The sequence below is a fragment of the Shewanella sp. BF02_Schw genome (assembly GCF_014596695.2).
Lineage (GTDB): Bacteria > Pseudomonadota > Gammaproteobacteria > Enterobacterales > Shewanellaceae > Shewanella.
The window spans coordinates 679936-693243 of record NZ_JABKAW020000001.1 but is presented as its reverse complement, the minus strand read 5'-3'; the positions used below and the strand labels follow the sequence as shown (position 1 = coordinate 693243).

Below are 13308 nucleotides of genomic sequence, written 5' to 3'. Positions count from 1 at the left end.
CATTGCTTCGGCTAAGTCATCAACGGTTCCATCAACCCAACAAATCATCAAAGCTTAATTGGGCACACGATAAGGTGTTGTAAATGGAGTAAGGCTCAATTACCACGTTAGAAACAGCTGAGTTAGCCAACCCCAAAGTCACCGCAAAACGGTATTCATTATCGAGTCTTCCCATCACCGTTTGCCAACTAAAATCGGTTGCGACAGGCTGTTTGCTATCGGTAAAATTCAGTTTTACCGGTTTAAGTAACTCAATTGACTGACTGTGATTATCAGCCCGTTGCAACGGGATATTGCACTGCTCTGCCTGGCTAAAATCAACACTAAATGACTTAAGTGATAACGCTAATCCCAGTCCGCGTGCTTTTATGTAGGATTCTTTTACAGCCCATAAATCAAAAAATCGTTGTCGTTGTAATGCCTCGGGCAATTGCAATAAGGTGTTGGTTTCTGTTTGAGTAAAATAGTGATTCAAAATGGGCACTATGTCGGTACTGCTACGCTGTCGTTCAATATCGACACCAAAGCAAATATCTTGCTCAGGATTGTATACCCACTCGTTACTCGCTCCATCAATCGTTGGCTCAGTTTTTTCTTCAGCATTGGGTGCAATCAATACTCCAATCATTAGCCATTGACCACTGTGGCTTAAATTGAAATGCAGCCCAGTTTGCGCCAACAAATCTTGTGTCAGTGCAGGCTTACCTTTAGCGCCGTAACTAAAACGCCATTGTTGAGGCGTTAATGCACTGTGCAGCGATAATACAGCCCGAAGCGCAATACGAACTTGCAACGCATTATGACGCGCCGACACGCTTTTATAACGACCAACCTTGGCCAGTTCATCATCACTTAACCAACCTAAGGCTAAACCCACTTCATAATCAGCAGGTGATAACGCCCCATTAAGTGGCACAAAATAAACATAAGGCTGAGAAAGCCCAGTTGATCGAGTGGCTGGTCGAGTGGCTGGTCGAGTAGCTGAATGATTAGTGAGTTGAGTTATTGAAGACATGACCGACATAAAAAACACATAACACTCTGTTAAACGATAATACGGCTAAACTACCTCAATAAGCTCGATGCCGCGAGAATTTTGTCAAATATCACCCATGTAGCGAGTGATGCAAATAAGCATTTTCAGCATCAAAAAAGTTATTTTCGCTTTTACTGTTGATGATTGGCACTAATTCATCAACAATCACCGCTATCACCACAACATAGAAAGCTTATACATTCATGCGCACAGTCAGCCTAGTTATCATATTATTGTTATCGGTACTCAGTTCAAATGCTGCGTTTGCTCAATGGCACCAAAAGAGTTTTGATGTCATGGGAACGCTGGCACATGTTGAGTTTTGGCTACCTGACAATGCCGAAGCATCAACGGCAGATGGCTTAATTGCCGCGGTAGAGCAAGAAATGCAGCGCATTGATCAAACCATGAGTCCTTATATCGCCACCAGCGAACTCAGTATCATTAACCGCGATGCAGCCAAAAAACCCGTGACCATCAGCCCAGAGCTATTTGATTTACTCACCGACGCGCAAGACATTGCCAAATTAACCAATGGCATGTTTGATATCACCTACGCCTCAGTAGGTTACCAATACGATTATCGTAAGCATCAAAAGCCCGACCAAGCAGCCATTAACACCGCATTAAAAGCAATAAACTACCAAGCAGTAATACTCGATAAGTCCACCTCTTCAGTTCGTTTTGCTAATGCTGATGTCAAAATTGATTTAGGCGGCATAGCCAAAGGGCATGCGGTTAAAAATTGCATTGCTATATTGAAAGATTCAGGCATAGAACATGCTCTTATCAGCGCTGGCGGCGACACCACATTACTCGGCGATCGCATCGGACGCCCTTGGTTTGTTGGTATAAAACACCCTCGGGCAGACGATAAAACCGCGGTGCAATTACCATTAAGTGACGAGTCGATTTCAACCTCGGGCGATTACGAGCGTTACTTTATCGAAGACGGCGTGCGCTATCATCACATTATTAATCCCAAAACCGGCGACTCAGCACGCAATGTTGTCAGCGTGTCGATTATCGGTAAAAATCCAACTTTTGTGGATGCCCTGTCCACCGCCATCTTTGTCATGGGATTACAACAAGGCATGGCGTTAATTAATGAGTTACCTGAGTACGAAGCGATCATAATAGATAATCAACAAACGTTACATGTATCAACAGGATTACAACAAGACTAAGTTTTTTGCTATTGGATATTGATTATTGGTTATTGGTTATTGGTTATTGGATTATTAGCTGCGAGACTTAGAGAGTTTAACAAGTGGTTACGCTTCAGCATTTATAAAATATATGCTGTTATGAGTCATGAATTTTTTGATACAAAAATAGGATGTTAACGGATGAAAGATAAACTAATAGGCAGCTGTTTTTGTGGTGAAGTTACATTCGAAGTTGTTGATAGTTTTAAAGCCTTTTATCAATGCCATTGCCATCAATGTCAAAAACTAACAGGGACTGCTTTTGCGTCAAACTTAATTACCGATACTGTAAATATAAAATGGATTACAGGGCTCGATTTTATTTCGACTTACGAACATCCTCAAAGATCATTCTCTAAAGCATTTTGCAAATCTTGCGGCGCAGCAGTGCCATTTATTAATAAAAGCAAAACGTCATTGATTGTGCCCGCAGGCTCGCTAGATACAAGCATCACAATAGAGCTTGAAGCCAATATTTTTGTATCTGAAAAAGCGTGTTGGTCAGCAACGGAGTCTTCTATAAAGCATTACTCGCACTACCCTGAGTAATGCTTTATTAGTCTAGGCAGTTGTTTGCAAATAGATTCGCCCCTTTAAAGCAATTAGGTTTTCTCGTAAGCAACAAGAAAACCTAATTATCAACGCTAGCAACAACAAGCTCTACACTATCGGTTGAAACGCAGTTAACGAATCGAGCATAGTGGCATTACCTAATCCTTGTCCTGGGGCAACTGAGGTAAATTGGCTTTGTTCGCCATGTAGAGCCATATAATTTAGCAATACGGTTTCTACCAACAAGTTAACGTTATTGGCCGACGGGGCTGACGCGGTATCAACGGATGCATCGCTGCGCATAAAACCAATTTGTTGTTTTCTGGCCATTTGGTCGGCGCTGCCTCCCATTAATTGTGGTTTGCCAGACGGATTGTAAACCAAAAAGAATGACGCGCCTGTTGATGAGTTATCGCCAGTCCATTCGCCTTTACCACGCCCTTCCATGGAGTCATCGATACGGCCATTACTGGCAACAGAGCCATCACTGAATACGTATAACATTAACGGCATATTACGACGTGAAGCATATTCTAAACACGCGCCCATGCAGCGACCAGCTCGTAAGTCTCTTAACTCACCTGTGGCACGCTCGCCTGTGTGATAGTCAAACCCACCCATGGTGACCGTGCCCGCACCAGAAAAGCCATTAACCACTAACTTCATAATGGACGCGGTTTTTTGGAACTCAGACTCTGAGTCAAATTCATTAATCCCAAAAATACCGCCTGGGCCGACAATATCAGGGTCTAACAATGGGTTTAATGTTGATGGATCGCCAAAACGGTCGGCAAGGTCAGCACTTTTAACATAACCACAATTAACCAAATCTTTAATCACATCACCGCGGGTAACTTGCGTGTTCACTGCCACCATTTTTTGCGCGCTAATACGTTGAATACTTTCCATCACGGCCACAGCATCACGTTGCGACAATAAACTGAATAAATCACCTACATCCACTAAACCCGTTACGTCTGAAGGGCGATCAATTTTAGTGGGACGTTTGCTTAAATCGATAAAGTTGGTGGGCGCCATTGAATTGCCGCCGGAATCTGAATTACGTGAGCCCACTAACGGCATTAACGAACCGTTCGCCCCTGCTGCCGCAATGGCATACATAGGATTGTGTGGATTATTACCCGTGTCATTATCTGAGCGATTGGGGATCACAGCACCGTTGATACGTGATGCGGTATCAGATGATACTTTCTCTAAAATTCCGCGTAAAAAAGCCGAGTCAGAGTGAAATGCCAATCCTAAATCAGTATTAATAAAATCAGACATTCCCGCATTGGGATTAGCAATTGACGGAGCCATATCACCAGGTAAACCCAGCTTGTTATAACCGGCCGTGGATAAGAAATCTTGCTGGCCACCTGCGCCGCCAACCAACACATTAGAACCCGCTATATTGGCACCACCGGCTAAATCGAAACTAATAAACGGAATTTTGCCCGCCCCTTGTACGCTTATGCCGCAAGAGTCTCTTAGTGCTTCAAGATCGGGTGATAGCGCCGCATGAGCATTGTTAGGGTTAGCAAACAGGCTAAATAACGATAAACCGGCAACTGCAGCGCCGCCTTTGTACAAGCCTGTCGAAATAAAATCTCGCCTAGTCATCGGCTTACTATGGTCAGCAAACAACAATGGACTGTCTGGATGAAGGTGCTTAGGTCTAGTCATTGTTGAATCCCTTTTGTGCCCGTATTACGGCTATATCAGTTGCATGGGTTAATCGTGAAAACGTCAATCCAGCAACCGTTTGCCTTGACTGCTGTACGGTTGATGCTATCAATCGCTGTAAATATCGTTTCATACTGTCACCCCTATTGCACTAGCATCACGGCACTGGCCAATACGGCAGCACAACTAGACTTAGCGATAGTACGGGTGCGCTCTGCAGTACAGGTGCCACTACAAACCGACAGACCGCTCACTAAGCTATCAAGTTCATTGTAAACCGAACTTTGACTTGGCTGACTGGCTAACGATAATGGCATAAGTTGGTTAATTAACGGGTTCAATAAATTGGCGCGCTCAGTGGTATTTAACGCCACACTAGGTACGGCAGTAAAGTCCACATCTGGGAACCAATTACTGCGAATCGTGTTGTCTTCAATCGCAGTATCACAATAGGCAATGGCAAGCTGGGTGATGCCCATTTGCTGCGCAGAGATAAAGGTTTCGATATTTTCAAGACTCGGTAATTGACGTTTAACTAACTGATAGGTGTTAAATACTTTAGTCGATTGTTGGTCAACGCCCGTGAGCATACTCATACTGTGATTGATTTCAGCAAAATTACGCACACCGACTTGAGCCGATTGAGTGGTTGCTGGCACCTCGGCAGGGGTAACAAATACCCCAGGTAACACTACATTGGTGTGTTCGCCTAATTGTTCAAAGGTTAAGAAAAACTCATCCAGATTAGCGCCTTTTTCAAGGGCGATAATAGTACCCAATGCTGAGATAGAAAACGGCTCTGCAATCGCTTGAGCTGCCGATACTGATAAATCGAGATTCGCGTATGACTGGCCTTGAGCACTTTCTTTACCGTTAATACCGATACGTAAGCCTTTTAACGCAAAGCTGTCTGCTACTGGCGTACCGTCAATGTTCACAATGGCAGCATGACTAAACAAATAGCTGTAGTTATCAAACTGACTGACTTCAAACATGACGTAGGTATTGGGAAGATCAATTAAATGACTAATCGAGAAAAGTAAAAAGAACTTTTCACCCACTCCAACATTATAATTTTGCTGTACTTGCTCAGGTGCGAGTACCCGATTATAAATGGCTAATAAGCGAATATCGCCTTGCCATACATGCTGGTTTGACGCTTCTGTACCCAAAATAAGCGCGAAGCTGTCGTCCCAATTGGCAAGTGGCGCAATGTCTTCATCGACCACATCAATCAATTGACCATTAACGTAAATACTGCGGCCAGTGGTGGCATTGTAAGTCATCACTACATGCTGCAATGTGGCTTGTAATACCTCATCCGCGTCTGGTGTACTTAATGCTGGCTCGCCATTGGTACTAGATGCTTGAGTGCGCAGCATAAAGTCATAGTTATATTGAGTTTGGCCTAAGGTAAAATTACGTGCGCTGTCTCCCGCAGAATAGGTCACTATTCTGGCTGGACCTTCTTGAGTTACATTATTAGGTGTCACCCAAGCCTCAACAGAAAACTCACCTGTTGCGGTAATTAAATCATGCAGTTTTTTGCTGTTAGCGGTACTCGCCTGCGCTTTACCGTTAGTAAACGACAAGCCCCAACTGCCCAACCAATCTACATCACCGGTTAAGGTCAAATTAGCGGCTGGAGATATGCCTGAGGTGTCATAAGCAATGCTGCCCTCACCTGTTTTAAATTGATATAAAGCAATTACGTCAGTTTCAAAACGGCCACCACTTGAGGCGGTAATGCCATCGGTTAAACGTAATGACTTTGACACCACCATGTCTGGTGAAATCTCATCAAGTTCAATGCCATCACTGAGCGCCATAATCGCATCGCGCATTTCAATGCTATCGTCTACACAATTGCTCCAGCAGTTATGAAACTCCGAACCTAAACGCACCACAAGCCTTGATTGCGCTGGGTCGTCTAAGTTAATGACTCCTTTGGCGGCTTCATAAGCTTGGCTCACATCGGTGCTGGCAAAAAATGGCGACTGGGGAGATTGTGCTGCTTCATTATGGCAAGACACACAATATTGATTCACGATGGGATAAACGTGCTGACTGAATAAACTGCTGTCATCAGGGAAGTTTTTACTAGAACCTGGATCACGAATAACCGGTGCAGTCAGCTCAATAGTATTGACCGTACTAACACGCTCATCGGCCCATAACTTGATCCATTGGGTCATGGTTTCACCACAAGCTGAATCACTGGCGAGCCAACAATTGTGTCCACCAGCGACTTTACTGACTAAACGTGAAGCTTTAGGGTCGGTTAAGTCAACCAATGGATTCGTGGCAGCATAAGCATCGTTAACGTTATTTCGACTGGCAAAATAAGGCGCTTGATTACCTTCTGTATGGCACGCACCGCATTTGTCTTGGGTTGAGATGTTATCCCACAACGATGCTTTGTATTTTTGAATATCAGCCGTTGCTGCTGCAGGGCCGGTATACACGTCAGATTGTGGCGTTTGTTGCGCAGGCGGATTCTTTTCAACATCCCCGCCACCACAAGCAGAAAGCCCGATGATTAATGAGGCAATAACAAGGCCTTTAGCCATTAAATATTTCACGGTTATTCTCCCATACAGTAGTTGCCAACTTCAGCAAAAACGCGCTTAAGTTGGTAAGAGTTCTGTTTAAAAGAAGCCGTAGTAGCACTAATTTGTGCAATATCAGCTTGGCTTTCTGCGTCTCGTAAACACACAGTTTTAAACACCTTTTTAACTTGGCATTGGGCGAAGGCATTACTGTTTGCCAGCTCTTGGCCTAAGGATTTAGCCCCACTACCTTGACCAGACAAACTGTTATCCCAACCCAATTTTTGATTAGGGCCTTCGCGCCAGTAATTGTTCCATCTATCGTTTGGTGTGGCATAGCCAAAAGGAAAACTGGTTGAATTGATATGATACTTACCTTGCACTCGTGTGCCGGTGGCGGGGTCGGTTTGACCGCTGGTGTTGTAAGCTATTGCTCCAGCTTCACCCGTTGGATCTTGGTCACGGTTAAACTCATATTCATAAAAAGCAAACGCTTGCGCCAGTGGATCCATACCACTGTGACAACTTGAGCAGTTATTGATAAATAAACGGCTGTCTCCACCAGGACTGCGGCTGACATCTTGTCGAATACGATCGGTTGGGCGGGTGTTGTCTTTTAATGGCTCTAAATCGGTACACAAATGATTCATTAAGGTAAAACGAAACATCGCGCGGTTAGTGCCTAAATAGAAAAACTCTTTCACAGCGGCGCGGCTAGTTAATACCCCTGCCGTTGCATCAGCAGGTAATCCATTCACACTCGATTGAGTGGTGCGCTCTAAACCATCTTTTAAATCAATAAATTGGTCTTCTAATGCCTGATAATGGTCATTATTGTTGCGATTGTAGCCGGGTAAATTTAAACTATTCTTACCCACATATACCATGTCGGCTTGCAGAATATCTCTAAAATCAACATCGTCTCTAACCGCACCAATCACAGTGGCTGAATAGTCATTTAACGGCGCAAAAATGTCTTGATCAATATTGGTCCACGGTGTGGCGAATAATTTCAACGTCGTAGAATAAAATGCCGGTGTTTCCATTGCGAGGTAGGCGGCTTCGATGGGTTTGCCGTCATCAAGTAATGCTGCCATATTTTGCAATGTGGTTTCGGCAGCTGGAACCCCAGCTATGCGGTCATGCAATTGTTTTGCTTGCTCTAAGCTGGCAGCAACCACATTGGCCGACAAAAGGCTCAATACACCAAGTGCTAATACACTCATAAACGGCTTAAAATGCATCGTTTTTCCATAATAAGATAATAAGCTGAAGCTTTTTACCGTACGAAGTCGTTGCTTCATACTGTCTCCTTGTTAGCACTTGACTGCCTGGTATTGAACTGAAATTGATATTTGGACATGATAAAAATCGAATGGTGCTGATTAAATCATTCAACGGCTCACATTAAAAGTTTTTATTTTGTTAATTTTTTTGACACTTGCAGCCAATAACTTGGCGCCAAAAAAGCGTCTTGCCGTGTCAAAATAAAGTATTCAAATATTTAATAAAAAATGTTGAAACACTGGGCCTAGAAAGCAATAATGTCAGCCGCAATAGGGTTTTGCTATGATACTCACAAAGATAATAAATCGTTAAGGAAAACAAATGAGGCCGACTTTGGGCTATAACATTATGATGTTTACGGTAATTACATTGTTATTGGGATGTAACACCGAAACAGCAATTAAAGATCAACAGCCTGATCCCGTTCTTGTTGAATATCCTGTGGCTTATATTGAGCGTAATTTAACTGCGGTCGATCAAAATCCTGCACAATTTGAAGATCTTAATCCAGGCCATTTTAATCCTGGCGCGCAACTGCTCATTAAACGCAATGCCTTCGCTGATTCACCTGCGACGAATTTAACAGCCTCCTTATTTGCTGAAGATCAGTTGATTGATATTCGCGATTTGTCGGTGTCAGATGATGGTCAACAACTGCTTATGGCCATTCGCGCACCTGAAATCGACGGTGTTGACGACGATGAACAACCTAAATGGAACATCTGGCGTTATACGGTAGCAAGCCAAATCTTAGAACGAATCATCAGCAGTGACATAACGGCAGAGCAAGGCGATGATTTAATGCCGGCGTTTTTGCCCGATGGCAGAATTATATTTGCCTCAACCAGGCAGCGTTTATCTCGGGCAATTTTGCTTGATGAAGGTAAACCACAATACACAGCATTAGATGAAAGCCGTGCTAATGAAACCTTTAACATCCATGTAATGGACCCAGACGGCAGCGCCATTAAGCAGTTAACCTTTAACTTAAGCCATGACTTTTACCCATTGGTTCTGCAAAGCGGAAAGATTTTATACAGCCGCTGGGATCGAATGGGCGGCGACCACGGAATTAACCTGTACCGTATGAATCCAGACGGAACAGAAAACGAATTAGTATTTGGCTGGCATTCGCATCAATTGACCCTTGACGGCCAAACCGAAGCGATTGATTTTATCAAGCCACAACAATTAGCTAGCGGCGAAATATTGATGTTGCTTTCATCACAGGACGACACCAGGATTCAAAAACGTCCGGTGCTGATTAATATTGACGACTACATTGATGCCCAGCAAGCCACTGCCAATTCTGGCGCGCAAGGCGAAGCGATTACAGACGCCACGTTATCAGAATTTAACTTCTCATTTTCTGCCGCATTATCAGAAACAGGTAGAATCAATCATTTATACCCACTACCCGATAACAGCCAGCGCTTTTTAATGAGTTGGGATTTGTGTCGTGTTGTTGTAAATGACATCGTCCGCGCCTGCGGTCAACTCACCGCGGAGCAACTCGCTGACGATAATCTGATTCAAGCCGATCCTTTATACGAGCTATGGCTACTCAACAATGCCAACAACACCCAACAATTGGTGGCCACAACAGCTCAAGGGACGGTGCTAACCGAATCGGTGGTGATGCAACCTAGCGCACAACCAAAAACCTTTATCGCGGACAAGGTCGTCGGCAACGAACTTGATTCACAGCTAAGTCAAGAATTGGCTGGTTCTATCCACATTCGCAGCGTATATGACTTTGATGGTATCGACACCACTGCCAACGTAGGTGGTATTAGCCGTTTAAGTGACCCATCGCAAACACCCGCAGCCAACTTACCGGCTCGCTTTTTACGGATTGTGCGTGGTGTTCCCATGCCACCCGACGATGTTAGAGACATTGCCAATACCGATTTTGGCCGCAGTAATAACCAACTGATGCGCGAAATTGTCGGTTATAGCCCAATTCAACCCGATGGTTCAGTCAAAATAAAAGTGCCTGCTAATGTCCCTTTAGCCATAAGTGTGTTAGATATCAATGGTCAGCGTATTGGCGGACGCCACAATCAATGGATCACGTTAACGCCGGGTGAAACCCTAGAATGTACCGGCTGTCATACTGCTAACAGTCAACTGCCTCATGGCCGACTCGACGCCCAGGCCCCTAGCATTAATACCGGAGCCGCGGGTGGTTCTGCCTACCCTAATGCCACGAGTAATATCATTCCTGCGCAAGGACAAACCATGGCCGAAGCCAATGAAATGGTCAATGGCCTTGCCGAGCTTAGCGACAGTATTAAATATCAAGATATTTGGACTAACCCAGTATTGTCTGCCGTTAATCCAAATGTTGAATACAGTTACAGTAATTTGGCCACACCGGCGCCTAATGGCAGCGAATGCTTTGACAATTGGACGCCCTATTGCCGCATTCAAATCAATTATGTTGAACATATTCAACCGCTGTGGGACTTAGCTCGACCCGTGATAGACGCAACAACTCAAATAATCGTTGCCGATAACACTTGTACCAATTGCCATAATATCGTCGATGCCGATGGCGCGGCGCAAGTGCCTGCGGGACAGTTGTCGTTAATCAATTCACCTTCAAGCGATCAAGCTGCACACTTAACCTCATACCGTGAACTGTTTTTTAACGATGTTGAGCAAGAAGAAGTCGATGGTATTTTAATCGACAAATTAGTTGAAGTGCTTGATGCCGATGGCAACGTAGTTTATCAAGTAGACAGTAATGGTGAGCTTATTCTTGACGCTGACGGTAACCCTATCCCGGTGTTAACCACAGTCAATGTGCCGGCAATTTTATCGACTAATGGCGCGCGTTCAAGTAACACATTTTTTGAGGTGATGAATAACACCACCCATCAAAATATGCTGTCGGCCGATGAGCTCAAATTACTTAACGAATGGTTAGACATTGGCGCGCAATATTACAACACGCCATTTTACTCACAGGACTAACAAAGCATGCCACAAGCAAAACCATAGGTTTGCTTCATGACTTTGCGATAGGGAATTATGCAAACATATTTACGAAACACCTTTTTGCTACTGACAATACTGTGTTTAAGCCCCGTATTACAGGCCGACGACAACCCAAGTTTGCGGATCGATGTGCCCTTTATTGAGCTGCATTCAGGGCCAAGTGATGGCTATCCGGTGGTTTCAGTTATCGAGCAAAACGAAATGGTAACGGTGTTGCTTAAGCGAACGTCTTGGTTAAAAGTACTAAACAAACGTGGCGTTGAAGGCTGGTTTCATGAAGATAACCTAAAGGGTTTATCCCAAGATGGCCAAGCCATTGACGTTAACTTGATAACAGAACAAGACGTCATCAATCGCCAAATTGAAGCCGGTGTAATGTACGGCGATTTAGAAGGTGCCAACTTCTACAATATTTATGCGGGCTATGCATTTACCCCAGTATTTAGCGCTGAAATATCAGCAGGTAAAGCACTGGGGAGTATTTCAGACAGTGATGTATTTGAAGTCATGCTGTTTAGCCAACTTTTACCCGAGTTAATTGTCGTGCCATACATTGGCGTTGGCGCGGGGATCATTAATACCGAACCCCATAGTGTGTTAGCCGACACCGAAGCGCGCCGCAGCACCATAATGAGTGCGGCAGCTGGCATTAAATATCACCTTGCACGTAACTTTTTATTACGGGCCGAATATAAACTCTCGTTAGCCTTAACCGACCGAGATGAAAATGAAGAGATCCAAACATGGAAAATAGGATTCAGCGTATTTTTTTAGTGCCTTTGTTCACTGCTAGTACTTTAGCGTTGACCGCATTAATGCCAAGCTCAGCAGCATTTGCCGCAGACGATACCCCTAATACCGTCAAAGCCGATGTAGAACGTCGCACTGTGCTTGATGATGTTATCGATACTGAAAACGTTGAAGTGGGTATTCAAGGCGGTATTTTGTCGATTGAAGATTTTGAATCAAACCCTTGGATAAGTGCGCATGTGGGTTACCACATCAGCGAACATTTTTATGTCAAAGCGCGTTATGCCCAAGCCAAAGCGGGTGAAACCAGTTTTGAAAAATTGTCTAATGCGGCGCCATTGTTAACTGATGCTGAGCGCGAGTTAACTTATTACGGCTTAAACATTGGTTATAACCTACTGCCTGGTGAGATCTTTTTCAGCAAAGACACAGTGTTTAACAGTGTCTTTTCGATTGAATTAGGTGGCGGCAGTACCGAGTTTGCCGGTGACGAGCAATTTACCGTCAACCTCACTGCAAACTACCGAGTATTTTTAACCGACTGGATAGCATGGGATTTAAGCATGAGTGATTACCTGTTTAATACCGAGGTTACTGGCGCGTCTAAAACAACCCATAATCTGAATTTTGCTACGGGTGTGTCGTTCTATTTTTAATCCACCTCGATAGTGGTCGTTAAAAGAGACCATAGAATATTCGAGTAGCAAAAGTGAAAAACCAATAAGGAAATACAATGTTGTTCAGTCGATTTAGTGGTAAATGTCTTATTGCATTAGGTGCAATATTGTTGTCGATGCAGGTACAGGCGCTCACGCTTGGCCAAGCTGCACCCGACTTCACCTTAAAAAACCAGCAAGGGACTAACCTCAATTTAGCCGAGCAACGTGGCGAGATTATCTTGATCAACTTTTGGGCATCTTGGTGTGGACCATGCCGTAAAGAAATGCCGATTTTGCAAAAATTACAAGATAAGTATCAAGACCTCGGCGTTCAAGTCTGGGGCATTAATGTTGAACAAGAAAACCAAGCAGGCAAAGACTTTCTAGCCGATCTTGATTTACGTTTCCCAATATTTTTCGACCAAACCAATTCTTTGTCTAAGACCTATCAAGTTGAAGCCATGCCAACCACAGTGATTATTGATCGCGATGGTAATGTGCGCTTTGTATTTCAAGGCTATAAAGACGGCTTTGATAAAAAGTATGCTGCCGCTATTAAACAGCTGATTAGGGAGTAA

General features: G+C 44.0%; 11 protein-coding genes. 6 read left to right on the top strand and 5 right to left on the bottom strand.

Annotated features, from left to right (window positions below):
- Positions 1 to 31 precede the first annotated feature (31 nt).
- Positions 32 to 1024 (bottom strand): 4'-phosphopantetheinyl transferase superfamily protein, encoded by a 993-nt coding sequence (locus tag HNW13_RS03200; protein WP_192115304.1) that lies wholly within the window; start codon positions 1022 to 1024, stop codon positions 32 to 34.
- Between the two features lie 215 nt (positions 1025 to 1239).
- Here HNW13_RS03200 and HNW13_RS03195 point away from each other — a divergent pair, with 215 nt between their 5' ends.
- Together HNW13_RS03195 and HNW13_RS03190 are read left to right on the top strand one after the other, a co-directional pair.
- Complete coding sequence (locus HNW13_RS03195; protein ID WP_192115305.1) at positions 1240 to 2223, top strand: FAD:protein FMN transferase; 984 nt, start codon at positions 1240 to 1242, stop codon at positions 2221 to 2223.
- Between the two features lie 162 nt (positions 2224 to 2385).
- A complete protein-coding gene (locus HNW13_RS03190) occupies positions 2386 to 2793 on the top strand; it encodes a GFA family protein (protein ID WP_192115306.1) in 408 nt (135 codons plus the stop codon).
- 111 nt (positions 2794 to 2904) lie between these two features.
- Here HNW13_RS03190 and HNW13_RS03185 read toward each other — a convergent pair whose 3' ends face one another.
- The 4 genes from HNW13_RS03185 to HNW13_RS03170 are packed head-to-tail and all read right to left on the bottom strand — an operon-like array spanning position 2905 to position 8335.
- Entirely contained in the window at positions 2905 to 4482 is a 1578-nt protein-coding gene (locus HNW13_RS03185) for a general secretion pathway protein GspF (protein WP_192115307.1), read from the bottom strand.
- Positions 4475 to 4615: a hypothetical protein gene (locus HNW13_RS03180; RefSeq protein ID WP_192115308.1), complete on the bottom strand. Its 141-nt coding sequence runs from the start codon at positions 4613 to 4615 to the stop codon at positions 4475 to 4477. The genes HNW13_RS03185 and HNW13_RS03180 overlap by 8 nt, the downstream gene beginning before the upstream one ends.
- Positions 4616 to 4625: 10 nt before the next feature.
- Entirely contained in the window at positions 4626 to 7064 is a 2439-nt protein-coding gene (locus tag HNW13_RS03175; protein ID WP_347813071.1) for a LamG domain-containing protein, read from the bottom strand.
- 2 nt (positions 7065 to 7066) lie between these two features.
- Positions 7067 to 8335 (bottom strand): hypothetical protein, encoded by a 1269-nt coding sequence (locus tag HNW13_RS03170; protein ID WP_192115309.1) that lies wholly within the window; start codon positions 8333 to 8335, stop codon positions 7067 to 7069.
- A 304-nt stretch (positions 8336 to 8639) separates the two neighbouring features.
- Here HNW13_RS03170 and HNW13_RS03165 point away from each other — a divergent pair, with 304 nt between their 5' ends.
- The 4 genes from HNW13_RS03165 to HNW13_RS03150 all read left to right on the top strand — a co-directional run bounded on the left by HNW13_RS03165 (position 8640) and on the right by HNW13_RS03150 (position 13308).
- Positions 8640 to 11297, top strand: coding sequence for a PD40 domain-containing protein (locus HNW13_RS03165; RefSeq protein ID WP_192115310.1), 2658 nt, complete (start codon positions 8640 to 8642; stop codon positions 11295 to 11297).
- 57 nt (positions 11298 to 11354) lie between these two features.
- Positions 11355 to 12095, top strand: coding sequence for an outer membrane beta-barrel protein (locus tag HNW13_RS03160; RefSeq protein WP_192115311.1), 741 nt, complete (start codon positions 11355 to 11357; stop codon positions 12093 to 12095).
- On the top strand, positions 12065 to 12727 hold the full coding sequence (locus HNW13_RS03155) for an outer membrane beta-barrel domain-containing protein (RefSeq protein ID WP_194956126.1): 663 nt from the start codon (positions 12065 to 12067) through the stop codon (positions 12725 to 12727). The genes HNW13_RS03160 and HNW13_RS03155 overlap by 31 nt, the downstream gene beginning before the upstream one ends.
- Before the next feature lie 77 nt (positions 12728 to 12804).
- A complete protein-coding gene (locus HNW13_RS03150; protein WP_101087756.1) occupies positions 12805 to 13308 on the top strand; it encodes a TlpA disulfide reductase family protein in 504 nt (167 codons plus the stop codon).